Raw genomic sequence first — 23,758 nt, 5'->3', positions numbered from 1 at the left:
ACGAGTGGCTACCTTGTGCTCATGCCCCCGTCCGTCCCCCCGGGATTCGGAGTTCCCCCGCCTCCTCGCGAGCGGATCCGGCATCGGCTGCGCCGCTGGTGGCTCTCCCTGGGCGCCCACCACGGGGTCCGCTACTGGATGTGGACCCGCGGGCTGCCGATCATGGTCGCGGTCGGGGCGCTGTTCGGGGCCAACGGCCTGGTGATCGGCTGGCGCACGGCCTACGACGTCACCCTGGGCATCACCTCGCCCGCCGACACCGCGCTGCCGGTCCTGGCCTGGTTCCTGTCGATCGTGGGGTGGTTGCTCGTCCCGGCCGCGGTGGGAGGGGTCGCCGGGTTCATGGTCAGCCACGCGATCACGTCCCGGCGGACCAGGCCGGCCGAGGAACTGCTGGGGAAGAGCGAGCCCGTGCCGGTCGAGGGCGAGGCCGGATGATCCCGCTGCTGCGCGATCTGTGCTTCGCGCACCGGGAGTTCCGCGTGCCCGACGGCTTCGCCGTCTCGTTCATCAGACACCATGACAATGACTGGGAGCAGGCCGAGAAACACTGGGAGTACTCCGTCCGCCGCGTGCTCGACAGCAAGGACGTGCCGACCTGGGTCTCGACGGGCCAGGCGATGAGGATCGCCGTCGCCGGCGCCTCGACCCTGCTGCACGAGGCGGGCGAGAACGGGCCGGTGTGCTTCATCTGTGTCGAGGAGGCCCACAAGAGCGGCAGGAGGCGGCCATGAACGAGCGGCAGGGCGGTGAGTCCCTGGAGGACATCTGCGCCGGATACTTCGGTCTCGCCTTCCCGGACGCGGACGACGGCTGGGTCGGCGAGCGGGCCGCGTCGGTGGCCGGGCTCGCACGTCAGGCCATGCGCGCCGCGCACCCGCCCGCCGCCCCCCGGACGCATGAGGACCTGACGCAGGCGTTGCGGCAGCTGAACGACCATGGGCTCTCCGCTCGCGCCGGCTCCGTCGGCGTGCGTCATCTCGACCTGACGATCACGGCCGAGGCGGGCGTGGGCGCGAACGGCCGCGGCGAGCTGACGCTGACCGTGACCGGGCCGGGGGCCGGTGACGCCGGGACGTGGCTGTCCCTGACGGCCGGGCGCCCCGACCTCCGGTACCTGGCGAGCGTCGGCGGCGACGGACGGGCGGCGTTCACCGGCCTCCCGGACGCCGACTGGACCCTCGACCTGGTGGACGACGTGCCGCCGACGTCGGCGGTGATCCCGCTGCCCGTGGTGCGTCCGCTCTCCCGGGCGGCGGCCGCCGCCCCCCACGACTTCGTGCTCGTCCTGCCTGGCGGGGCGCTCTTCCAGGTGAACCGCTCCGGGCCGTCGGCCTCGTACGTGCTGGAGATCATGGCTGCTCCGGCCGGACCGCTCGTCTACGTGATCCGGTACGTGTCGGACGGGACTCCGTCCGACCTCCTGGTTCCGGTGACCGCGCACACCCCGGCCCGGCGCTCGCGCGTCATGCTGCCCGGCTTCTCCGGCGACGGCAGGTGGGAGACCACCGAACCCCTGAGCCCGGCCGCGGTGCCGCCGGACGACGGCCTGATCGCCCGTTCGATCGCGGCCGCCGTGGACAGGGCCACCCTGCGCGCCTGGCACGGCCTCGTGCCCCAACTGCCGCCCGACACCGCCGAGATCGTCACCACTCGCCTCCGGCGACGCTGACCTTCCGTCAGCGTTCTCCCGGGGCGTACCAGATGGAGCTGTGCAGGTCCGAGCCTCTGATCACCTGGATGCGCCACGGCTCCAGGCGCAGGACGTGCAGTTGCGGATCGCCGGGGCCACCGTGCCAGAAGTTGCCCAGGTCGTACCCGGCGCCCTTCGGGCTCGTGCGCCGGTACAGGTCCCACACGTGCCGCTTGGTCTCCAGGTCGCCGGTCCAGGCGGCGACGGCGTCGACGCTCACCGCGTTCTGCCGGGGCGTCCAGTAGGAGAACGTGGTGTGCGGGTTGCCCGCCAGGTGGGCGGCCTTGACCGGCGTCCGGTACGTGGCCAGCCAGCCCAGCGGAGTGCCGTCGACGGTCTCCCAGACCGGGATGAGCACTCGTGCGCGCGGCCGTCCCTTGGCGTCGACGGTGGTCATGGTGGCGTAGACGATGTCGCCGATGTAGGTGTCGAACTGGCTGGAGATGTCGGCGAACGAGGCGACTTGAGTGGCCATGGGGTTGTCTTCCCTTCTCCGGCGGTTCCGCGAGTGCCTGCCGGTTCTTTCTGGTGACTGACGGCATCGTCGGGCACCGCCCGTGACGACGGAAGACGGCACTTCCACGTCCCTCGGTCACCGCGCGGATACCGAGTCCCCGAGCGCTCCCGCTAAGATCATCCGCATCGTCGCCTTCCTCCGGGCCGCCGTCGCCCACCACCGTTTCGGACGTCCGGCCGCCGCCGCCGTCGCGCTCTATCTGACCGCCGCCGCTGTCGCCGCCTGGTACGACGGCGGGAGGTGGTTCACCGTCGTCGCGACGGCGCATCCGCGGCCGTGGGGCGACGGGGACCGGCTCCTGCTCGCGACGATCTGCGCGTTCAACATGTGGGCGCTGTGGCAGATCCTGCGCGGCCCCGCCACGCCGCGCGCCGCGACCTTGCCGCGCGATGTGGTGTGGTTGCGACGCCTGCTCTATGTGGACGTGGCCGGCGATCTGCTGCTCTGGGAGCTTCTGGATGGCCTGTCCGACGTCGCGAAGTCCGTCGCGAGCTGGGCCGTGTGGACCGCCACCGTGGTCCTGCTGGTGCGCGCGCTCACCGGGGTGTCGGTCCGGTTCCGGGTCCTCACCCTCGGGCTCGCCCTGACCGGGGGCCTGGCCGGGGTCCTGGCCGGGGCGCTGCGGCCGTTCGCCGAACTCCCGGTGCTGCAGGCGCTGCTGCTGCCGGCGCTGGCGACCGTCGGCTGCAAGGCGATGATCCTGGCCGGGCAGGGGCGCGACCAGCGGTTCGGCGTCACCACGGTCGCCGCCGGCTGGACCGCCCTGCTCGTCCCGGAGGTCTACGGGCTGTTGCAGGCCGGACGCATGTCGTTCGACGGTCTGTCGCTCGCCGTACAGGCGCTCGACGGGCTGGCCGTCGTGTGGGCGGCGCGCACCGCGCACGAACTCGCCGCCGCGCCCGTTGCCGGCGTTCAGGCGTCCGGAACCGGGCGCACGTACCGGTGGCTCGCCGCCGCCGCGGTCGTGTTCGTGCTGCCGACGGCGGTCGTCGGCGCGGAGAGGGACGCCCGGCTCACCTACACGGCCGCCGACGACGGCTGCCGCGGCCGGCTCCGTCCCGCGGCCGCCCTCGGGGCCGAGGAGCGGCGGCGGTCGTTCCTCTGCCTGGCCAGGGGCGAGACCTTCGCCGCGGCCGCGATGTTCCCCGAGGACCTGGCCGACCAGCGCGTCCTCGCCCACGGTGCGCGGCTTTGCGCGCTGCCAGACGTCCAGGAACGGCACGCGCTGCACAGACGGACGGGCGGCACGGCGGACTCCGTCGAGCTGGCCACGGCCCTGGAGTATCTGTGCCCCGGCATCGTCGCCCGGCAGAACGCCGACGCCGACCGCCGTCAGGCCGAACGCGACCGGGAGATGTCCAGGTGGAAGGCCGCGGCGAACGCCCGGTGCGCCGACCCGTGGCCCAAGGTGCGGGCCGGGCGGCAGGGCACGGCCGCGTACATGTTGTCCGAGGGGGGCGGCTACGCCGTCTTCGACGACCGCGACGACAGCGCGGGCGAGCCCGGGGACATCTACGGCGGCGGCCGCGAGTTCGCCGACATCTTCGACGCCGTCGAGGACGGGCTCATCGACGCGGTGGGCAGCGGAGCCGCCATCGTGACCGCGGAGGAGAACGCCGCGATGTGCCTGACGGTCAAGGCGTTCGACAGCGCCCCGCCGCTCCGGCTCGCCGGCTGGGACGCGGTCGTCGAGGTGGGCATCGCCAGCCGCAGCGGCCGCCTGGTCGTGCCGGCCTACCCCGAGGGCGGCGACGGCGGGGCGGCCGGACCGCTGCCGAACCTGGCCGTCGCCGGTCCGGGCCACTACCGCATGCGCGTCTACGCCCGCACGATGCCGTGGGACGAGAGCGACCCGGACGCGCCACTGGAGGAGCACCTGATCGTCGTCCATCCCGGCCGCTCGGCGGAGAAGGTCGTGCACCGCTCGCGCGGCTGACCTCCTGCGTGCGGGCGGCGGCGTCAGTGGGTGGCGGATTCGACGGGCTCCTGAGGGAGGCTCGTCGCCGACGGCTTCGTCCTGGTACGGCCGAGTTCGGGCAGGAGGGACACCATCCCCAGCACGGCCAGCCCGACGCCCAGCCAGAGGGGAGCCCGCAGCCCGAAGCCGTCGATGACCAGCCCGCCGACCGAGGAACCGATGATCACCCCGAGGGTGATGAAGGAGGCGTGCACGGTGTTGACCAGCGGCCCCGGATTGCCGACGCGCTGGACGCGTACGGCCATCGCCGGGTTCATGGTCACTCCGACCAGCCCGACGCCCAGCATGGCGACCACCGCCGGGACGCCGAGGTGGGCGAACAGCGCGAACCCGGCCAGGAAGACCGTGTTGAGGGCCAGGCCGGACCACAGGACGCCGATGGTGTGCTTGTCGGCCAGGCGTCCGACGACGTAGTTGCCGATCACGGTGGCCGCGCCGTACGCGACGAGCAGGAGGGGAACGGCGCGCGAGGTGAAGCCGGTGACCTGGGTGAGGATCGGGCTGAGGTAGCTGAAGGCGGCGAAGGTCGCGCCGATGATGAAGGTGCTGGTCGACAGCGCCAGCCACAGCCGGCCGTTCCTGAAGACGGCCAGCTCCCGCCTGAAGTCGCTGCCGCCGTCCGCGCGCCCGAGCCCGGGAACGCCCGCCGTGGTGGCGATCGCGGCGACGACGGTCAGGGCGCCGACGGCCCAGAAGGCGGCCCGCCAGCCGAGCTGCCCGCCGATGAACGTGGACAGCGGCAGCCCGAGCAGGGTGCCGAGCATCAACCCGTTCAGGACGACGGCGAGGGCGCGGCCGCGTACCTCTGGACGGCTCAGCTGGACCGCCACCGAGATGGCGACCCCGAAGAACGCCTGGGAGGCGACGCCGGTGACGACCCGCGCGACCGTCATGACCGCATACGAGGGCGCGACGGCCGCGAGCACGTTGCCCGCCAGGAAGACGGCGAACAGCAGCAGGAGCGCGGGCTTCGGGCGTATCCGTACCAGCGCGACGGTCATCAGCGGCCCGCCCGCCGCCATGGCCACCGCGAACGCGGTGATCAGATAGCCGACCTGGGAGATGGTCACGCCGAGTCCGCCCGCCATCTCGGGCATCAGTCCTCCGACGGCGAACTCGCTGGTCACCATGGCGAAGATGCCTATGGCCAGGACGTAGACGGCTCTGGGCAAGGGGGACTCCTTTTTGCATCAATCGGTGCAGAATTCAGGCATGAAAAAAGCCGGGGTCAGGCCAGGGCGTCCATGGCCGTGGCGGCGATGGCGGCGATGGCGGCGTCGTCGGCGCCGCCCTGGGCGGCCACCCGGATCCCGGCGATGACGGCGTTGAGGAACCTGGCCAGCTCGGCGGGATCGCGGGTGGAGCCGATGTCGCCGTCGCGCTGCCCGCTCCTGATGGCCGTGCCCAGGCTGACGAGCCGGCGCTCGGCGTCGCGGGCGAGCATCAGGCTGATCTCCGGGTCGCGGGCGGCGAGCTCCATCGTGGTGTTGACGGTCAGGCAGCCGAGGCCGTGACCGTCACGCCGGTTCTCCGCCTCCGTCCGGAGGATCTTGGCGAACAGGGCGCGAACGCGGTCGATCGCCGGGAGTTCGGGGTCGTCGAGGATGCGGAGCTGGTCGGCGGTGGTGGCGTCCATGTAGCGGGTCAGTGCGCGCTTGAACAGCTCGCGTTTGTTGGTGAAGGCGTTGTACACGCTGCTGCGGTCAAGGCCGAGCGCCTCGCACAGGTCTCTGGTCGAGGTGGACTCGTAGCCGTTCGCCCAGAACGTGCGCATCGCGGTGTCCAGGGCCTGGTCCTCATCGAATGATCGCGGCCTTGCCATACGAGCACGCTACCGGTTTTGCATCGGTTGATGCAATACGGGCTTCATGCGGCCGGGCCGGTGCTCCCCCAGGGTGAAGGGGGCACCGGCCGGTCAGGGAGCAGCGTCAGGTGGCGAGGGTGGCCACCGGGTCCACGTCGTAGATGCGGGCGTAGCCGTTCTCGGTGCCCACGAGCAGGTCCACGACGTCGAAGTAGCGGTCCCAGAAGGGGGTCTCGCGCAAGGCGTCGATCAGCAGCCGGTAGGCGTCGTGGTCGTCCGCCTCCCAGACCCAGACGTCGGTGACCCGCGCCGAGTAGAACTCCGTGTCGTAGAACCGGGAGCGGACGCCGCGGGTGCGGGCCTCGATCACCGGGACGACCTGGGTGGTGAAGGCCTCGACGCGTTCGGCCACCGTCATCGCCAGCCACTCGGGCGTGGTCTTGACCAGCATGAACGCGGTGACCGCGGGTTCGGTCCGGTCAGCGGGCATCGACGGCCTCCGGGGCGGCGAGAACGGCGGGCTTGAGGGTCTCCGCGCACCACTGCGCGAATCCGGTGGCCCGGCCCGCCCGCGGCGAACGGGCGACGTCCGCGTCCAGGCCCTGGTCCTTGGCGCGCTTCATGTCGACGACGCCCTCGACGAACGCCTCGTTGAGGCCGTAACCGAGCAGGGTGGACCGCAGTTCGTCGAGCGGCTGCCGCCGGTAGCGGACCGGACGCCCCAGTTGCTCGGTCATGATGCGGGCCAGGTCGCCGGGCGACAGGTCCTGCGGGCCGAGCACCGGAACACTGCCGACGCCGGTCCAGGACCGGTCCAGCAGCAGCCCGGCCGCCGCCGCGGCGAGGTCGGCCACGGCCACCAGCGGGGCCGGACGGTCCGCGGCGACGGTGTCGGTGAAGACGCCGTGCTCGCGGATCGAGCCGGCCTCCTCCAGCAGGTTCTCGAAGAAGGACGGGCTGGCCAGCGCGCGGTAGGCGACGCCGGAGCCGGCGATCAGGTCGTCCATGGCCAGGGAGGCGGTGACCAGCCCGGCCCGGTCGGCCTGCGGGGTGCCGCGGCCGAGCGCCGAGATGCCCACGACGTGGCCGACGCCGTGGGCGGCGAACGCGCGCGCGGCCGGACGGGTGAAGCCGCTGAACGCCTCCTCCGGCGTGGCCGAGGAGTCCGGCGGCACCAGCCAGAAGACGGCGTCGGCCCCGGCGAAGGCACGGTCGGCGGTCGCGGCGTCACCGTGCGAGCCGGTGACCACCTCGACGCGCCCGCGCACGGCCTCGGGGAGCCGGGCAGGATCGCGGACCACGACGCGCAACTCCTCTCCGTGTGCGGGCGCGGCCTCGACCAGCAGTGACAGCAGTCGCCGGCCGATGTTCCCGGTGGGGGCGGTAATGACGATCATGAGAACCTCGCGGTCTGTCGGATCGGTTCGGTCCCCAGATCGTGCCGACCCGCCTCGTGTTGCCACAATGGGAACATCAGCAAGCAATCATTGCCCGAAACGGAATAACGCCGGTGAGCAGCCCGATCCCGAACCTCGACGCCAACCTCGCCGTCGCCCTCGACGCCCTGCTGACCGAGCAGAGCGTCACGCGTGCCGCCGCGCGGCTGCGTACGTCCCCCGCGGCGATGAGCCGTACCCTGGCCCGGCTGCGCCGGGTGCTCCAGGACCCGCTGCTGGTACGGGCAGGACAGACGATGGTGCCCACCCCCCGCGCCGAGGCGCTGCGGGACGAGGCCGCCGCGGTCGTACGCCGGCTGGAGGCGCTGCTCACCCCGAGCGGCCGGATCGACCCCGCCGCACTGCGGCGCACCTTCACCGTCCAGGCCTCGGACCTGGTCGGCGCGGCGCTGGCGCCGGGGCTGCTCGGGCTGGCCCGGCGCCAGGCGCCGGGGGACGCGCTGCGGGTGCTGGCCGAGGAGTGGGAAGCCGGCCCCGCGCTGCGCGAGGGCCGGATCGATCTGGAGCTCGGGGCGATCGACCACGTCGACCCGGAGACCCGGGTCGAGGAGCTGGTCACGCTGCGGATGGCGGCCGGCGTCAGGGCCGGGCACCCGCTCACCGAGGGCCCCTTGACGCCCGCCAGGCTGGCCGCCGCCGAGCACGTGGCGGTCAGCCGCCGGGGACGCTTCACCGGCCCGCTGGACGTGGCCCTGTCCGAGCAGGGGCTCAGCCGCCGGGTCAGCGCCGTCCTGCCCGGACACCTGGCGGCGATGGCGCTGGCCGCGGTCGGCGACGTGGTGTGCCTGGTCCCGACCGCGCTGCCGGGCGAGCCCCCTTCCCCCCTCGGCGACGCGGCCCACGCGCTCGGCCTGCGCCTGCTGGAGATCCCGCTCCCGCTGCCACCATTGACGATCGGCATGGCCTGGCACCCCCGCCACACCGCCGACGGCGCCCACCAGTGGCTACGCGACGCGGTCCGCCAAGTCCTCCGCACCCCCCGGGAGCCTTAGCCACCGACGCAGCTCCGCGCTCTCGGTAACGCGGTCGTTCGCGATCAGGTACGCGTCGGACGGGGACAAGGCGATGACATCTGCATCTGTTGGGTGACCGCTCAGAGGGGCAAGGTGGGCGTGTTCGGGCAGGGATGATCGCGGACGGGAGCCGGGGCACGGGTGTCGAGAATGCGGTGCCGGATCCGTCCCGGGGATGCCCGTGGTCACGGGCTGGGTGTGTGATGGAGGAGATGCAGCATGACGGTTCAGCGGATGGACAACGTCCTCATCGTCGTGGACGACCTTGACGCCGCGATCGCGTTCTTCGTCGAGCTCGGCATGGAGCTGGAGGGCAGGGGTCCGGTCGAGGGAGGTTGGGCGGAGCAGGCGGAGCGCATCATCGGGCTCAGCGGGGTCCGGCAGGAGATCGCGATGTTGCGGATCCCGGGTGGGGGCGGCGGCATCGAGCTGGCGAGGTTCCACACGCCGAAGGCGATCAGCGCCGAGCCGGAGGTGGCGCCGGTGAACACCCTGGGCATTCGGCGCGTCATGTTCGCCGTGGACGACATCGAGGACGTCATCGCCCGGCTGCGTCCCCACGGCGCCGAACTCGTCGGGACGCTGGAGCAGTTCGAGGACAGCTACCGGCTCTGCTACGTCCGAGGCCCCGAGGGCATCATCGTCGGCCTGGCCCAGCAACTCGGCTGACGGTCCGTCGCGGCCTGCCAGGGCCTCCTCGGCCGGGCCACGCGGAGGTCGAGAGCATCGCGACCGCCGTGGTCGGGGGTGTCGGAGGGGCGCCTGCCGGTCGGGGTCAGGTGCCGACCGGCAGGCGGAGGGGCGTCGCGACGGGGTTCCCCGGGATCACGAGGGTTTCGGCGCGCGTCCCGGGGAGGTCGCCGGCGGGCTGCCGGAGGTCACTTCTCGGCGATGAACTCGTGGTAGCGGCCCATCCAGTACGGCAGCAGGTACGAGGTTCCGTCGTTCTCGCCGTACCCGTCGCCGCCCTGGTCCAGCTTGTACGGGTCGTGGTTCCAGTGGCTGATCACCCGCTCGTCGATCGGCAGCACGGTGCCGCTGCGGAGCATGCCGAGCTTCTTCGGGTCGGCGTCCGGGCGGATGTGCTGGTTGAGGTTGACGACGTCGAGGCGCCGGCTGTTGCTCTGCTTCCAGTCGATCATGTTGATCGGGAAGCGCTTGAGGGTGTCGATCGACTGCTGGAGCCAGGGTCCGTTCATCTCCAGCGGGAACGGGCCGTAGGCGTCGGTCCAGACCTGGTCCTTCAGGGTGAGGCCGGCGATGAAGTTGAAGAACGGGTTGAGCTCGTACTGCTCCAACTGCCAGTAGTCGTAGAGGGAGCGGGCCCAGGTGGCCTTGAGGCCGGCGTCCTGCTCGTAGCGGAGCAGGTGGTAGTAGTTCATGAAGGCCATCTCGTCGTCGGACTGGTTGCCGCCCCCGACTCCCGCGGTGACCTTGGGCTGCTGGGTGTTCAGGTCGTAGCCGTTCTCGTCGATGAGTTTGGCCTTGGCCTTGGCGTACTTTTCCGGATTTTTCGCGACATGCTCGGCGATGGTGAGGAAGGTGATGATCGTCTGGCTGTTGAGGCCGCGTTCCTCCCGCCGCCACGGGTTGCCGTTGAGCTCCTCCGGGTTGAAGAAGCCCCAGCGGGTGGGCCTGCCGTCATGGTCGGTCAGGGAGAAGTCGTGGTCGATCAGGTGGTCGGTGAGCCGGGTGACGACGCCCGCGACCTCGTCCTTCTCCGCCCCGGTCGCGACCAGGTCGTAGTAGAGCGCGTAGAGGAAGTAGTGGCCCACCAGCTCGTCGGAGCTGGCGTCGGTCTTCCAGAACCACTTGCCGTCGCCGCTCTTGGGCCAGCGCGGGACCAGGATCTTCCAGTACGCGTCGCCCTTCTGCTTGTCGCGGTCGTGCTGCTCGTTGTCCTTGATGTTGGGGTCGGTGGCCGTGGTCTCCAGGATCGTGCGGGCGATGAAGCCCTTGGGCGCCGGGTTGGTGCCGCTCTGGGTGACGTCCCCGAGGAACTTCAGGGCCTCGAACGCCTTGCGCGCGTTGGTCTTGGCCGTGGCGTCCTTGGTGGCGGCGTATTTGAACACTTCGGCCGCGCCGTACATGCCCGTCCAGAGGCCGTCGTTGTCGCTGGCGCCCTGGCCGTACTGGGTCAGATCGCCGGGCCTGGCCAGCCCGATGCCCTCGACGAAGCCGTACGGGGTGCGCTTGTGCCTGGTCTGGATGGCCTGCTCGTAGACGGCCGCCTTCTCCTCCAGCGTCGTACGGCGGGCCTCGATGACTCCGGCGGCCGTGGCGGTGCCGAAGTAGGCGTTGGCGTCGGCGTCCACGGCGATGGCGGCGACCGCGTCGTCCGGCAGCCAGCGGCGTCCCTGGCGGTACTCCCAGGTGGTGCCGTCGAAGTGCACGGCGCCCTTGGCCGTGCCGAGCCAGACGTCGCCGCCGGCGCCGGGGGCGATCGCGGTGAAGCCGAGCATGGGCAGACCTTCGGCGGGACCGTACTGCTTGACGGTGGCGCCGTCCCTGAGCCCGAGGCCGGTGGCGCCGGCCAGCCAGAGGCGGCCCTTGGAGTCGTAGGCCAGGTGGGTGGTGCCGACGGCGGGCGAGATCTGGGTCCACGACCGGCCGGTCTGCTCGAAGACGGCGGTGGCGGTGGCGACGGCGACGGCACCGGACTCGGCGCGGGCCACGGCGGTGGCCTGACCCGGGAGCCGGTCGGGACGCCACGAGCCGCCGGGGCCCTTGCGGTAGAGGCGGTCGCCCTGGACGAGGATCAGGTCGTCACCGCCGACCAGCAGGGCCGTGGCCGGGTCGACCCCGGACGGAAGCCGATCGGCCCCTCCCTTGGCGGCGTCGGCCGGCTCGCCCTCCCCCGCCTTCCGGGCGGAGTCCTTGGCCGCGTTCCTGATCGTCAGCAGGCCGTCGGCGGTGAGGGCGACGAGGTCGTCGCCGCGCCAGACGACCTTGTAGGCGGCCGTGGCCGACAGGGAGGTCCAGGCGCCCGAGGCGTACAGGGCCAGGCCCTTGTCGTGGGCGGCGGCGATCACTCCGCCGGGGCCGGCGGCGAGTGCGGCGATCTTGCCTGACAGGGCGGGCAGCGTCGCGCCGACCTGGAGGACGAAGGGGTCGACGACCGTGGCGGCCTCGGCGGGCACGGCCGCGGCGGCCGGTCCCAGGGAGAGCGCGACGGTCGCCGCGAGCAGGAGGTTGTGGAGTCGTGCCATGAGGGTTCCTCCGGATGAGGGGGCTGCGAGATACAGTAAAGAGTCTTTATTGCATTCGGGCAAGAGTCTTTACTAGAATTCACGTCATGTCCCAGCATGCGACGCTCACCACCCTGCGCGAGATCAACGCCTCCGTGGTCCTGGAGGCCATCCGGGCCGACCCGCCGATCTCGCGGGCCGAGGTGAGCCGCCGCACCGGCATGACCAAGCCGACGGTGGCCAACGCCCTCGACCTCCTCGTGTCCGCCGGCCTGGTCCGCCAGGCCCAACCGCCGGGCGAGATGCACTACGGCGCGGTCTACTTCGAGCCGGTGCACTCGTTGGCCCACGTCCTGGCCCTGGACATCGGCACCCGTTTCGTCCGCGGCGCGCTGTGCGACCTGAGCGGCACGATGCTGGCCAGGCACGACGAACGCATCGACGACTCCCGTCCGGCGACGATCCTGCGCGCCGCCGTGGCCGTGCGCGACGCTTTGGCCCCTGACACGGGTGGGGGGATCGAGCTGGTCGCGGCCGGGGTGCCGGGTGTCGTCGATCCCGAGGAAGGCGTCATCCGGCAGAGCAACCGGCCCGCGCTGGAGGGCATGGCGATCCGGGCCGGGCTGGAGGACGCGCTGGGCGTGCCCGCCGAGGTCGAGACCGACGCCAACCTGGCGGTCATCGGCGAGCACGCGCTCGGGGCCGGGCGGGGGGTCGCCGACTTCGCGTTCCTCTCCATCGGCGCCGGCGTCGGGGCCGGGCTGATCCTGGGCGATCGGGCGCATCGGGGTCACCGTGGGGCGGCGGGCGAGGTCGACGATCCGGCCCCCGGCGAGGACGAGCTGCCCGACAGCCCCTCCGGGGACGCCCTCATGAACCTCGCCCGCGCGTGGATCGCCACGAGCCTGCGCGACGGGGACACCGTGCTGCGGCTCGACGCCACGCCGGAGGCCATCTTCGCCGCCGCCTCCCAGGGAGACGGACTGGCCTCGGCCATCGTCGCCGAGGAGGCCCGGCGGATCGCGTTGCGGATCGCCACCATCTCGCGGGTCGTCGACGTCGAGCTGGTCGTGCTCGGCGGTGGCATCGGGCTGGCCTGCGAGAGCATCCTGCCGCAGATCAACGCCGCGCTGGCGGGCATGCTTCGGCATCCGCCCGACGTCGGGATCTCGGCGCTCGGCAACGCCCCCGTGCTGACCGGCGGCCTGGCACACGGCACCCGCCTGCTCAGGGAGTCGGTCGCCACCCGGCGCATCTCGGCCGCCGCCAAGATCTCCGCTACGGCGAAGGCCGCCGGGACGGCCAAGTCCGCCACCACAGGTTCAGGGGCGGAGGGGCGATGAAGGTCACGGTCATCGGGGGCGGCTCCACGTACACGCCCGAGCTCGCCGGCGGGCTGGCCGAGCTGGAGCTCGACGAGCTCGTCCTCATGGATCCCGACCGGGAACGCCTCGACATCGTCGGCGGCCTCGCCTCCCGGATGCTGCGCGACAGGGCGGGACGCGTCAGGCTCACCACGAACCTCGACGACGCCGTCGAGGGCGCCGACGCCGTGCTGCTGCAATTACGGGTCGGCGGGCAACGCGCGCGGCACGGCGACGAGACCTGGCCGCTGGAGTGCGGCTGCGTCGGCCAGGAGACCACGGGAGCGGGCGGCCTGGCCAAGGCCCTGCGGACCATTCCCGAGGTGCTCCGCATCGCCGAACGGGTCCGCGTCCTCGCCCCCGACGCCTGGCTGATCGACTTCACGAACCCCGTCGGCCTCGTCACCCGCGCCCTGCTCGACGCCGGACACCGCGCCGTCGGGCTGTGCAACGTGGCCATCGGGTTCCAGCGGCTCTTCGCGCGGCTGCACGGATGCGAGCCGTCGAAGCTCACGCTGGGACATGTCGGGCTCAATCACCTGTCGTGGGAGCGGTCAGCGTGGGTGGACGGGGTCGACGTGCTTCCCGGGCTGATCGAGCGGCACGTCGCCGAGCTGGCCGGGGAGTGCGAGCTGCCCGCCGAGCTGATCACCGCTCTGGGCGTCGTGCCCTCCTACTACCTGCGCTTCTACTACGCGCACGACCAGGTGGTGGCCGAGCAGCGCGGACGCCCGACGCGGGCGCAGGAGGTGCTGGAGCTGGAGCGGCGACTGTTGGCGATGTACCCGTCGCTGGACGACAAGCCGAAGCTCCTGGAGCAGCGCGGCGGCGCGCACTACTCGACGGCCGCGGTCGACCTGCTCTCCTCGCTGCTCGCCGACCGGGGGGACGTCCAGGTGGTCAACGTCCGCAATGACGGGACCCTGCCCTTCCTGCCGGCGTCCGCGGTGATCGAGGCGCCGTCGCGGATCACCCGCGCCGGGGCCGTGCCGCTCGCCGTGCCCGAGGTGGAGCCCTTGCAGGCCGGGCTGATCGCGCACGTCAGCGCGTACGAGGAGCTGGCCGTACGGGCCGCGGCCCGCCCTGATCGGGCGCATGTGGAGGCGGCGTTGCTGGCGCATCCGCTGGTCGGGCAGTACGACCTGGCGCAGGGGCTCGCCGACCGCCTGCTCGCGGCCCACCAGGCTTGGGCCTCATGACCGCACCCGCGGTCCTGGCGATCGACGCGGGCAACAGCAAGACCGACGTGGCGCTGGTCGGCGGCTCGGGCGAGCTGCTCGCCTGGGTTCGCGGCGGCGGTTTCCAGCCGCACGGCCCGAAACTTCCCGCCGCGATCGACCTGCTCGCCGACCTCGTGGCGGCGGCCGTGCGCGAGGCGGGCCGAAGCCCCTCGGACGGCGCCGGGCCCGGGTACGTGGCGCGACGGGTGTCGGCCTTCCTGGCGCACTGTGATCTGCCGATCGAGCAGGAGCTCCTGCAGGCGGCCGTCGAAGCGCGGGACTGGGCCCCCGAGGTCACCGTGGACAACGACACCTTCGCGATTTTGCGCGCGGGCGCGGACGTGCCGTACGGCGTGGCGGTCGTGTGCGGCGGGGGGATGAACTGCGTCGCGCGCGGCCCCGACGGGCAGGTCGCGCGGTGGCCGGCGCTGGGACGGCGCTCGGGCGACTGGGGCGGCGGGGAGTGGCTGGGCGAGGAGGTGCTGTGGTGGGCCGTGCGCGACGAGGACGGCCGCGGCCCGCGCACCCTCCTGCGCGAGGAGGTCGCCAGGTGGTACGGCCTGGCGGACGTCGCCTCGGTGTGCGTGGGCTTCCACCTCGGGCACCTGCCCGAGGAACGGCTGCACGAGCTGGTGCCGGTGCTGTTCGAGGTCGCCGGACGCGGGGACGCCGTCGCCGTCTCGCTGGTCGAGCGGCTGGGCGACGAGGTCGCCGCCTGGGCCGCCGCGGCGATCGCGCGGCTGGACTGGGGCGAGGTGGGCGTGCCCGTCGTGCTGGGGGGCGGGGTGCTGACCGGCCGGGACGCCCGGTTGATGGCCCGGATCGGCGAGGGGCTGCCCGGCGTGGACGTCCGGGTGCTGGACGCGCCGCCGATCGTGGGGTCGGCGCTGCACGGGCTGGACCGCCTCGGGGGGACGTCCGAGGCGGTGGAACGGCGGCTCAGGGCCGGGTTCGCCGGCCGGCGGCCGTCGGCACCTCGTGCTTGAGCCCGGTTGACGCAGAGTTTGGTGTAGAACGTGGTGGCCTGGGTGTTTCGCACGGCTATGCCCAGGCGATCGCCTCCCTAGGCAGACTTCATGCCGGCTGCCCTGTCGTTCCGATTTTTGAGAGTTCTGGTAAAGACTCTTGCCTAGATGAAATAAAGACTCTTTACTGTCTTCATGAAGTCAGCCGGCTTTGCCGTCCGTGGAGTCATCGAAGGGTTCTACGGGCGTCCATGGAGTCACGAGCAGCGGCTCGACCTGCTCGGCTTCCTCGGCGCGCGAGGCATGAACACCTACGTGTACGCGCCGAAGGCCGACCGGCCCTCCTGGCGGGAAGCCGGCGTCCAGGGGCTCGCCGAGCTGGCCGCACGCGACAGGCAGGCGGGCGTCGACGTCGTCCACTGTCTCTCCCCCGGCCTGTCGCTGCGCTACTCCGACGGCAAGGACGTCCAGGCCCTGTGCGTGGCGTTCGAGCAGGCCATGGAGGCCGGGGCCGCCGGGGTGGGGCTGCTGCTCGACGACATCCCCATGCGGCTGCGGCACCCCCGGGACGTCGCCGCCTTCGACGACCTCGCGCAGGCCCAGGTCGCGCTCATCGACGCCGTCTTCGCGCGCACCGGACGGCTGACGGTCTGCCCCACCGTCTACTGCGGAACCGGCGACCACCCCTACCTGCGGGCCCTGGGCCTGATCGACGCCCGGATCGACCTGTTCTGGACCGGCCGGAGCATCTGCTCCCCCACCATCGACCTGGCCGACGCCGCCGCCGTCACCCGCACGCTGAACAGGGCCCCGCTCTACTGGGACAACTACCCGGTCAACGACGTCGCGATGAGCCACGAGCTGCACGTGGGGCCGTACCAGGGCAGGGACAGGCACCTGTACCGGTTCGCGACCGGCGTCGTGGCCAACGGCATGGAGCTCTACGAATCCTCGAAGATCGCCTTCGCCACGGTCGCCGACTACCTGCGCGACCCGGAGGGCTACGACCCGCAGGAGAGCTGGGAGCGGGCCCTGGCCGACGTCGTCGGCGACGGCCAGGACCTGGCCGCCTACCGGATCTTCGCCGACAACGTGCGCGGCTCCTGCCTGGAACCGCACGACGCGGCCGGGCACCTGCTGCGCGGGCCGGTGGAGGAGGCCCGGCCCTGGCTGGAGGAGTTCGAGCGGGGCGCGCAGGCGCTGCTGGCCGCCGCTCGTCACGACTTACGACCGCACCCCCGTCGCCCCGCCCGCAAGCGGGTGTTCGGCGACTGTCTTGAGGAGTTCCCATGGTGAACAGGACGGCCGGGGCGCTCGCCCTGATGCTGCTGGTGTCGGCCTGCGGCGGCGGGCAGAGCCCGGCCACCGACAAGGTGTTACGGATCGCGATGAGCTCCCCGGGCGAGGAGCAGATCAAGGTGTGGAAGGACGTCGCGGCCCAGTACGAGAAGGCGCACCCGGGCGCCAAGGTCGAGCTCAACTTCCAGGAGGACGACCTCTACCAGAGCATCGGCCTGCAGAACCTGCTCAACGGCCGGCAGGCGCCCGACATCTACTTCGAGTGGGCGGGCGACCGGCTGCGCACCCGGGTCAAGGACGGCTTCGCGGCCGACATCTCCCCCCAGGTCACCGCTGGCCCCCTCAAGGGCCTCATCCCGGACGAGGCATACAAGCGCACCACCATCGACGGCAAGACGGTCATGGTGCCCTTCGCGGCCGACGTGACCAACGTCCTCTGGTACAACACCAAGATCCTGGCCGACGCCGGGGTGCAGCCGCCCAAGACGTTCGAGGAACTCCTCACGGCCTGCGACACGCTCAACGCCAAGGGCGTCACCCCGATCGCCTCGGGCAACAAGGACCTGTGGGCCGCCGGCAACTGGCTGTCCCACCTTGTCTCCCGGGTCGTCGGCGAGCAGTCCTACCAGGACGTGCTGTCGGGCAAGGCCCCCATGTCCAACCCCGACTGGGAACACGCGCTCGGCTACGTGGCCCAGCTCCGCGACCACCGGTGCGTGAACAAGAGCGCCAACGCGGCCAACGACAACGAGGGCGCGCAGCTGTTCTTCCAGGGCAAGGCCGCCATGCACCCGATCGGTTCGTGGCTGGTCAGCTGGGCCCTGGACGAGGCGCCCAAGCTGGAGTTCGACTACGTCAACCTGCCGGCGATGACCGGCGGCGCCGGTGACCAGGAGAGCGTGATCGGCGTCGTCACCGGCTACGTGATCAACGCCAGGAGCGCGAAGGTCAAGGAGTCGGCCGAGTTCCTGGCGCTGCTGAACTCCCCGGCCAACGCCGCCGCGTTCGTCAAGGCGGGCACCGTGCCCCAGGCCAGGGCGGAGGGCGCCGAGCAGGTGGACGCGCGCAGCACCCGGCTCAACGACCTGCTGGCCGACGCCAGGACTGTGGTCTCGCCGCCGGACACCGGCTACGACCTCAAGCGCGCCGACGCGCTCTACCGTGCTCTGGCGGCGGTGCTCGGCGGGGCGAAGTCTCCCAAGGAAGCGCTGGCCGTCGCGGGATGAGACGCAAGCTCACGCCGTACCTGTTCGCCGCCCCGGCGCTGCTGGTGTTCGGCTTCGCGGTGCTCGCGCCCGCGCTGGCGACCGGGGCGTTCAGCCTGACCGAGTGGACCGGTTTCGGGCCGATGACGTTCGTCGGCTTCGACAATTTCCTCAGAGCAGCCCAGGACACGATATTTCTGGACTCGTTTGTTCATGTCGGTGTCTACATCCTTGTCACCATCGTTCTGGAGGTCGCGGTCGGGCTCGTCCTGGCCGGGCTGCTGGTCACCCGGCGCGGCGGGGCCCCCTGGTTCCGCGTGGCGCTGTTCACGCCGGTGATGCTGCCGATGGTGGTCGTGGCCGTGTTGTGGGCGTTCGTCTACAACGCCGACTTCGGCCTGGTCAACGCCCTCCTTGACGTCGTCGGCCTGCCGGGCAAGGTCTGGCTGGGCGACGAGGGCACCGCGCTGCCGGCCGTCTGCGCGGTCTCCGGCTGGGTGTACGCCGGGTTCTACATGGCGATCTTCTACGCGGCCTTCGCCCAGATCCCGTCGGACGTGGTCGAGGCCGCCCGCCTCGACGGCGCCGGCGAGCTGGCCATCTTCCGCCGCATCAAGGTGCCGATGATCAGGGACGCGGTCGAGGTCTGCCTGCTGCTCTGCGTCACGGGCGGTTTCCAGACGTTCGACCTGTTCTACGTCATGACGGGCGGCGGGCCGTACAACGCGACGGAGATCCCCACCACCTACCTGACCCGCGTGGTCTTCCGCGACGGCGAGGTCGGGTACGGCTCCGCCATGGCGGTGCTGATGACCGCGGCCGTCGTGCTCATCGGGCTGGTCTTCATGCGCCTGCGCAGGAGGACGGCCCGATGAGAAGGCTCTCGACCGTGCTGCTGGCCGTGGTGTCGGCGGCGTTCTTCCTGCCGTTGTTGTGGATGGTCGCCTCCAGCTTCAAGTCCAACGCGCAGATCTTCGCCGACCCGTTCGCCCTGCCCGAGGCGCTGGACTTCGGCCGCTGGGCCGAGGCGTGGGAGGTCGGCGGCATCGGCGGGTACGCGCTCAACAGCGTGATCGTGACCTCGGTGTCGGTGCTGCTGATCCTGGCGTTGTCGTCGGCGGCGGCGTTCGCGTTCAGCCGCTTCGAGTTCCGCGGGCGCGGGCTGCTCATGGGCCTGCTGGCGCTCGGGCTGCTGCTGCCGCTGCAGTCGTACTTCATCGCCCAGAGCACGATGTTCACCGAGCTGGCGCTGAGCGACACCCGGTGGGCGTTGATCATTCCGTACACGGCCATGGGGTTGCCGCTGGCCACGTACCTGATCAAGGTCTACCTGGACGCGCTGCCGCGCGAGCTGTTCGAGGCCGCGCACATCGACGGCGCCTCCGACCTGCGGGTCTACCTGCTGATCGCGCTGCCGTTGCTGCGGCCCGGGCTGGCCACGGTGGCGGTGTTCTCGGCGCTGTCGTGCTGGAACGAGTTCCTGCTGGCCCTGCTCTACATCCAGGACGACTCGCTCAAGACCATCCCGACCGGCCTGCTGGCCTTCTCCAACCGGTACGTCACCGACTACGGGCTGCTGTTCTCGGCCCTGTCGATCATCACGCTGCCGATGATCGCCGTGTACGTGGTGTTCAACCGCCAGGTGGTGAGCGGGATCACGGCGGGGAGCCTCAAGTAGACGGGTACCCGTACGGCCGGGCGTGCCGGCCGTACGGGCCGCGGGTCAGGGGTTGTCGTAGCCGATCCACTGGATGAACCAGCCGAACTGCTGCGCGGCGGCCGGGGAGAGCGGTGAGGCGTCCCGCCACTGCACGTACACGCGGAACTTGGTGGCGGTGGCGTCGTAGACGGCGCTGGGGCCGACCAGGTTCCACTGGTTGCCGCCGGTGCTGCCGATGGAGGTGACGTAGACGGGACGGCCGGTGAAGTGCGCGGATGAGGTGTCGACGTCGATGTAGATGCCGTTGGGACCGTAGGGCTGCCATCCCTGTCCGGGGGTGGTCTGACCGGAGGCGATGCGGGCGGTTGGCATGAGGGGACTCCCTTCACCCAGAACTTTGTCGCTTTGAGTATTTGATCCACTACTGTTCGTGTCGAGCCATGAAGCCCTATCCCTCCGGGCGCAAAATTCGAGCCGACGGGACGCCCCGCCCCCCGTCCCCCACGAGTCGGCCCGGCGGCGGGCGAGGCGTGGGCTACTGGCACAGGGCGGCGTCGAGGGCGGCGAACAGGTGCTTGTCGTCCTTCGGGGTGCCGGTGACGTAGACGGTGGCGGCCCGGCCCTTGCGGTCACGGCCGCTGAGCACGCGGACTCCCGGCAGCCCGCCGTCGTGCATCCAGACCGGCCCGCAGCTCAGCGGGTACGTGTACACGCCGAGCCCGTACCGGCTGCCCTTGGGGTCGGAGGCGGGGACCGCGCCCGTGAGCATGCCGCGCAGCGTGCGCTCGGGGACGGCCTGCCAGAACCGGTTGAGGTCCTCAGGCGTGGAGACCAGGCCGCCGCCGGCGCCGAAGGCGTGGCCCGGAAGCCGGGTCATGTCCGTCTCGCCCTTTCCGGGGGAGGTGGGGTCGATGCCGTAGGTGTGGGCGTGCCGCCCGCGGAGGTCGAGCTCGCCCTGCTTGGGCCAGTACGTGCCCGGCAGCCCCTTGAGGACTCCCTCTTCGGTCACCCGGCGGAAGTCCTTGCCGGTCACCATCTCGATGATCATGCCTGCGACCAGGTAGTTGGTGTTGGAGTAGGACCAATGACCGCCCGGCCTGCCGGTGAGGGGGCGGGTGAGGGCGAGCGCGAGGTGATCGGCGGGGGTGGCGGGCTTGGTCCAGTCGACCAGGTCGAAGTACTCGGGCAGGCCACTGGTGTGCTGGAGCAACTGGCGGACGGTGACGCGGGCGCCGCGCAGCGAGCCGGGCAGGTAGTGCTCGACCTGTTCGTCCAGGTTCACCTTGCCGTCGGCGACCAAGCGCATCACCGTCACGGCGATCACCGGCTTGGTCACACTGGCCGCGCGGAAACGCCCGTCGCCGCCGACCATCGGCCCGCCGGTGCCGCGCTCGGCGGTGCCGGAGGTCCAGGTGGTCGTGCGGCCGTCGCGTTCGCGCACGGAGACCACGGCTCCGGCCAGGCCGTCCTGCCGGGTCAGCCGGTCGATCTCCCGCTGCGCGCTCCGGCCGGAGGCGGCCATGGCGGGCGAGGCCGCGCCGACCAGAACGGCTGCGGCGGCTGCGGCGGCAAAGTACTTACGCATCGGGGACATCTCCTCAGTGGGTGGCGATGTCCCCATCCTTCGGCGTTCCGCTTCCAAGATCAGTCACGTGGACCGGTTTGTTGCGGTAGGGCCTGCCCTACCCCGTGGCTTGGGGTCCTGCGCGTCGCCCCTCAGGTCACCAGGCCCCTGCGGTAGGCGTAGACCACCGCCTGGACGCGGTCGCGCAGGTCGAGCTTGGTCAGGATGCGCGACACGTACGTCTTGACGGTCTCCTGGCTGATCACCAGCGTGGCGGCGATCTCGCTGTTGGATCGGCCGTCGGCGATGAGCCGCAGCACCTCCAGCTCGCGCGGGGTCAGCACGGTCTCCTCGGACGCGGCCGGGGCGGGGCGGATGCGGGCCGCGTACCGGCCGACGAGCTGCCGCGTCACCTCGGGGGCCAGCAGCGCCGCGCCCGAGGCGACGGTGCGGATGCCCTGCAGGAGCTGCGCCGGCGGGGCGTCCTTGAGCAGGAAGCCGCTGGCCCCCGCGCGCAGCGCCTCGTAGACGTACTCGTCGAGGTTGAACGTCGTCACCACGAGCACCTTGACCGGGTTCTCGACCCCCGCGCCGGCCAGCAGGCGGGTGGCCTCGATGCCGCCGAGCACCGGCATGCGCACGTCCATGACGACGATGTCGGGGCTCAGCCGGCGGGCGAGGTCCACCGCGGCGCGGCCGTCGCCGCACTCCCCCACCACCTCCAGGTCCGGCTGCGCGTCGATGATCGTCGCGAAGCCGGTGCGGATCAGCGCCTGGTCGTCACAGACCAGCACCCGGACGGGCGCGCTCACGACGGGCCGCCCGCGGGGATGCGGGCCCGTACCACGAAGCCGCCGCCCGCCTGCCGGTCGGCGCCGAACTCGCCGCCCAGGGCCTCCACCCGCTCGCGGAGCCCGGCCAGGCCCCGCCCGCTCCCCCCGGGGGAGGCGGCCCCGGAGCCGGGGCCGTCGGTGCCGACCACCACGCTGATCTCCTTCTCGCCGTAGCGCACCTGAACCACGGTCGGGCTGCCGTGGGCGTGTTTGAGGGCGTTCGTCAGGGCTTCCTGCACGACCCTATAGGTGACGAACTCGGCGCTGCCCGCCGATTCCGCCCGGCTGCCCGCCTCGGCGAACTCCACCGGCTGCCCGGCCCGGCGGGTCTGCTCCACGAGGGTGTGGAGCTCGCCGGCGGACGGCAGGCCGACGTCGGTGTCATGGTCGGCCTTGAGCAGGTCGAGCATGTGCCGCAGGTCGGCGATGGCCCGCCGGCCGGTGTCGGTGACGGCGCTCACCGTCGCGTCGAGACGCTCGGGGACGGCGGTCAGGTACCGGGCGGCCTCGGCCTGCACCACCATCGCCGTCACGTGATGCGTCACGACGTCGTGCAGCTCGCGGGCGATCCGGGTGCGTTCGGCGGCGCGGGTGGCCTCGGCGAGGTGGCGGCGGCGTTCCGCCTCGGCGGCGCGGGTGGAACGCAGCCACGCGCCGATGCCCCAGGCGAGGACCAGGGCCAGGTAGAACACCACGTACCCCTCCACCCGCTCGGTCGCGCCGAGCCGGTCGAGGGCGAGCGCGAGCGGCACGTACGCCACCGACAGCAGGACCACGGTGACGCGCCGGTGGCGCTCCAGATGGGCGCCCGCGCTGATGAGCGCGATGGGCAGCACGTTGCTCGCGAACAGATGGTAGGCGCGGAGCTGGTCGAGGACGAAGCCGAGCGACACCAGGGCCAGGCACACGGCCGGCCACCGCCGGCGGACGGCGAGCGGAAGGCACTCCAGGGCGATCACCGCGTACGCCAACGCGTCGAACGGGCGGGCCGGCAGGTCGCCGACCTGCGTCCCCTTGCCGTGGAGCGCCGGCAGGAGGGACGCGACGGCCAGCAGCAGCCCGAACAGCAGGTCCCGGACCACGACGTCGCACCGCCGCCACAGGTCCGTGGCACGCCGCAGATCGATCACCGGGCGAGCGTAGCGCTCGTGCCGCGCCGGAACGGGACCACGGTGCCACGGCGGCGGGCCAGCCACATGAACCCGGCCATCAGCAGCAGACCGGCCACGACCGCGTACGGGCTCGCCTCCGGACCGAACGCGCCGCCCGTGAGCAGGGCCGGGCCCGACGTCACACCGTGCAGCAACCCCTGCGTCGCGCCGTTGCCCGAGACCTCGGCGCTGAAGATGCCGGCCGCCGCGAAGTTCCAGCCGAAGTGCACGCCGATCGGCACCCACAGGGTACGGGTGGCGGCGTAGGCGGCGGCGAGCATGCCGCCCGCCTCGATCGCGACGGCGATCGCGCCCCACAGGTCGGCGTGCGGGTTGAACACGTGCGACAGGCCGAACAGCAGGCCGGTCAGCACGAGCGCGAGCCACGTCCCCATGCGTTCCTCGGCGATCCGGAACAGGATGCCGCGGAACAGCAGCTCCTCCGAGACCGCGGCGGCGGCCATGAAGCCGAACAGCCCGGCCGCGCCCGCCGGCGAGCCCAGGCCGTCGACGCGGTAGCCACCGACGAGGGCGAGGTTCAGGATGACGGCCGCGAACAGCGCGACGCCGAGCAGCGTCCCCCGTGCGAGGGCGCGGGCCGCGCCGCGCGTCGCCACCTCCGCCGGCGCGCGCCGCTCGGACCACCGCACCACGCGGGCGTACACGAACAGCGCCAGGGCGGCCGTCCCCAGGCCGAGGAGCAGGGTGAGCGGCGGGCTCCCCTGTACCGCGCCCACGACCGCGCCGCCGGCGAAGGCGACCACCGCGACGGGCACGAGCTGTTTCAACAACCGCATGACGACTCCCTCACCTGACGGACGGCTCCACGGCGGAGGCCGCCGCGATG

At 72.0% G+C, this 23,758-nt stretch carries 24 protein-coding genes; 13 read left to right on the top strand and 11 right to left on the bottom strand.

What is annotated here, in order from left to right; translation table 11 throughout:
* Positions 1-21: 21 nt before the first annotated feature.
* The 3 genes from ABZ815_RS24920 to ABZ815_RS24910 are packed head-to-tail and all read left to right on the top strand — an operon-like array spanning position 22 to position 1,672.
* Positions 22-438, top strand: coding sequence for a DUF6313 family protein (locus ABZ815_RS24920; RefSeq protein ID WP_357701750.1), 417 nt, complete (start codon positions 22-24; stop codon positions 436-438).
* Complete coding sequence (locus tag ABZ815_RS24915) at positions 435-734, top strand: hypothetical protein (protein WP_357701748.1); 300 nt, start codon at positions 435-437, stop codon at positions 732-734. The genes ABZ815_RS24920 and ABZ815_RS24915 overlap by 4 nt, the downstream gene beginning before the upstream one ends.
* Positions 731-1,672 carry a hypothetical protein gene (locus ABZ815_RS24910; RefSeq protein ID WP_357701746.1) on the top strand — a complete coding sequence of 314 codons (942 nt, stop codon included), beginning with the start codon at positions 731-733 and terminating at the stop codon, positions 1,670-1,672. The genes ABZ815_RS24915 and ABZ815_RS24910 overlap by 4 nt, the downstream gene beginning before the upstream one ends.
* A 7-nt stretch (positions 1,673-1,679) precedes the next feature.
* Here the strand turns inward: ABZ815_RS24910 and ABZ815_RS24905 are convergent, their stop codons facing one another.
* Entirely contained in the window at positions 1,680-2,168 is a 489-nt protein-coding gene (locus tag ABZ815_RS24905; RefSeq protein ID WP_357701744.1) for a pyridoxamine 5'-phosphate oxidase family protein, read from the bottom strand.
* 82 nt (positions 2,169-2,250) lie between these two features.
* On the opposite strand from ABZ815_RS24905, the gene ABZ815_RS24900 reads away from it, so the two are divergent.
* Positions 2,251-4,146 (top strand): hypothetical protein, encoded by a 1,896-nt coding sequence (locus tag ABZ815_RS24900; RefSeq protein WP_357701742.1) that lies wholly within the window; start codon positions 2,251-2,253, stop codon positions 4,144-4,146.
* 23 nt (positions 4,147-4,169) lie between these two features.
* On the opposite strand, the gene ABZ815_RS24895 is transcribed toward ABZ815_RS24900, so the two are convergent.
* The 4 genes from ABZ815_RS24895 to ABZ815_RS24880 form a co-directional block, all read right to left on the bottom strand.
* Positions 4,170-5,360 carry an MFS transporter gene (locus ABZ815_RS24895; RefSeq protein ID WP_357701740.1) on the bottom strand — a complete coding sequence of 397 codons (1,191 nt, stop codon included), beginning with the start codon at positions 5,358-5,360 and terminating at the stop codon, positions 4,170-4,172.
* A 56-nt stretch (positions 5,361-5,416) separates the two neighbouring features.
* Positions 5,417-6,010, bottom strand: a complete 594-nt coding sequence (locus ABZ815_RS24890) for a helix-turn-helix domain-containing protein (protein WP_357701738.1) — start codon at positions 6,008-6,010, stop codon at positions 5,417-5,419.
* 106 nt (positions 6,011-6,116) lie between these two features.
* Complete coding sequence (locus ABZ815_RS24885) at positions 6,117-6,482, bottom strand: darcynin family protein (RefSeq protein ID WP_357701736.1); 366 nt, start codon at positions 6,480-6,482, stop codon at positions 6,117-6,119.
* A complete protein-coding gene (locus tag ABZ815_RS24880; protein ID WP_357701734.1) occupies positions 6,472-7,389 on the bottom strand; it encodes an NAD(P)H-binding protein in 918 nt (305 codons plus the stop codon). The genes ABZ815_RS24885 and ABZ815_RS24880 overlap by 11 nt, the downstream gene beginning before the upstream one ends.
* Positions 7,390-7,502: 113 nt before the next feature.
* Between ABZ815_RS24880 and ABZ815_RS24875 the strand changes: the two genes are divergently transcribed.
* Both ABZ815_RS24875 and ABZ815_RS24870 read left to right on the top strand, forming a co-directional pair.
* Positions 7,503-8,441, top strand: coding sequence for a LysR family transcriptional regulator (locus ABZ815_RS24875; RefSeq protein WP_357701732.1), 939 nt, complete (start codon positions 7,503-7,505; stop codon positions 8,439-8,441).
* 240 nt (positions 8,442-8,681) lie between these two features.
* Positions 8,682-9,131 carry a VOC family protein gene (locus ABZ815_RS24870; RefSeq protein WP_357701730.1) on the top strand — a complete coding sequence of 150 codons (450 nt, stop codon included), beginning with the start codon at positions 8,682-8,684 and terminating at the stop codon, positions 9,129-9,131.
* A 209-nt stretch (positions 9,132-9,340) separates the two neighbouring features.
* Here ABZ815_RS24870 and ABZ815_RS24865 read toward each other — a convergent pair whose 3' ends face one another.
* On the bottom strand, positions 9,341-11,671 hold the full coding sequence (locus ABZ815_RS24865) for a hypothetical protein (RefSeq protein WP_357701728.1): 2,331 nt from the start codon (positions 11,669-11,671) through the stop codon (positions 9,341-9,343).
* A gap of 86 nt (positions 11,672-11,757) precedes the next feature.
* On the opposite strand from ABZ815_RS24865, the gene ABZ815_RS24860 reads away from it, so the two are divergent.
* From ABZ815_RS24860 to ABZ815_RS24830, 7 genes are all read left to right on the top strand, one after another.
* A complete protein-coding gene (locus tag ABZ815_RS24860; protein ID WP_357701726.1) occupies positions 11,758-12,993 on the top strand; it encodes an ROK family transcriptional regulator in 1,236 nt (411 codons plus the stop codon).
* On the top strand, positions 12,990-14,213 hold the full coding sequence (locus ABZ815_RS24855) for a 6-phospho-beta-glucosidase (RefSeq protein WP_357701724.1): 1,224 nt from the start codon (positions 12,990-12,992) through the stop codon (positions 14,211-14,213). The genes ABZ815_RS24860 and ABZ815_RS24855 overlap by 4 nt, the downstream gene beginning before the upstream one ends.
* Positions 14,210-15,220 carry a BadF/BadG/BcrA/BcrD ATPase family protein gene (locus ABZ815_RS24850; RefSeq protein WP_357701723.1) on the top strand — a complete coding sequence of 337 codons (1,011 nt, stop codon included), beginning with the start codon at positions 14,210-14,212 and terminating at the stop codon, positions 15,218-15,220. The genes ABZ815_RS24855 and ABZ815_RS24850 overlap by 4 nt, the downstream gene beginning before the upstream one ends.
* 174 nt (positions 15,221-15,394) lie before the next feature.
* The gene (locus tag ABZ815_RS24845; protein ID WP_357701721.1) at positions 15,395-16,495 is read left to right on the top strand and encodes a protein O-GlcNAcase; all 1,101 of its coding nucleotides are present in this window, start codon (positions 15,395-15,397) and stop codon (positions 16,493-16,495) included.
* On the top strand, positions 16,489-17,724 hold the full coding sequence (locus ABZ815_RS24840; protein WP_357701719.1) for an extracellular solute-binding protein: 1,236 nt from the start codon (positions 16,489-16,491) through the stop codon (positions 17,722-17,724). The genes ABZ815_RS24845 and ABZ815_RS24840 overlap by 7 nt, the downstream gene beginning before the upstream one ends.
* Positions 17,721-18,578 (top strand): sugar ABC transporter permease, encoded by an 858-nt coding sequence (locus ABZ815_RS24835; RefSeq protein ID WP_357701717.1) that lies wholly within the window; start codon positions 17,721-17,723, stop codon positions 18,576-18,578. Before ABZ815_RS24840 ends, ABZ815_RS24835 begins: the two co-directional genes overlap by 4 nt.
* Positions 18,575-19,381: a carbohydrate ABC transporter permease gene (locus ABZ815_RS24830; RefSeq protein WP_357701715.1), complete on the top strand. Its 807-nt coding sequence runs from the start codon at positions 18,575-18,577 to the stop codon at positions 19,379-19,381. Before ABZ815_RS24835 ends, ABZ815_RS24830 begins: the two co-directional genes overlap by 4 nt.
* Positions 19,382-19,426: 45 nt before the next feature.
* Here ABZ815_RS24830 and ABZ815_RS24825 read toward each other — a convergent pair whose 3' ends face one another.
* From ABZ815_RS24825 to ABZ815_RS24805, 5 genes are all read right to left on the bottom strand, one after another.
* Positions 19,427-19,735 carry a hypothetical protein gene (locus ABZ815_RS24825; protein WP_357701713.1) on the bottom strand — a complete coding sequence of 103 codons (309 nt, stop codon included), beginning with the start codon at positions 19,733-19,735 and terminating at the stop codon, positions 19,427-19,429.
* A gap of 163 nt (positions 19,736-19,898) precedes the next feature.
* Complete coding sequence (locus ABZ815_RS24820; RefSeq protein WP_357701711.1) at positions 19,899-20,948, bottom strand: serine hydrolase domain-containing protein; 1,050 nt, start codon at positions 20,946-20,948, stop codon at positions 19,899-19,901.
* 131 nt (positions 20,949-21,079) lie between these two features.
* On the bottom strand, positions 21,080-21,739 hold the full coding sequence (locus ABZ815_RS24815; protein ID WP_357701710.1) for a response regulator transcription factor: 660 nt from the start codon (positions 21,737-21,739) through the stop codon (positions 21,080-21,082).
* Positions 21,736-22,890: a sensor histidine kinase gene (locus ABZ815_RS24810; RefSeq protein ID WP_357701708.1), complete on the bottom strand. Its 1,155-nt coding sequence runs from the start codon at positions 22,888-22,890 to the stop codon at positions 21,736-21,738. The genes ABZ815_RS24815 and ABZ815_RS24810 overlap by 4 nt, the downstream gene beginning before the upstream one ends.
* Entirely contained in the window at positions 22,887-23,708 is an 822-nt protein-coding gene (locus ABZ815_RS24805) for a CPBP family intramembrane glutamic endopeptidase (RefSeq protein ID WP_357701706.1), read from the bottom strand. Before ABZ815_RS24805 ends, ABZ815_RS24810 begins: the two co-directional genes overlap by 4 nt.
* Positions 23,709-23,758 lie beyond the last annotated feature (50 nt).

Source organism: Nonomuraea sp. NPDC047529 (assembly GCF_040642995.1).
Classification (GTDB): Bacteria; Actinomycetota; Actinomycetes; order Streptosporangiales; family Streptosporangiaceae; genus Nonomuraea.
The sequence above is the reverse complement of the archived record's forward strand: the minus strand, read 5'-3'. Positions and strand labels throughout refer to the sequence as shown.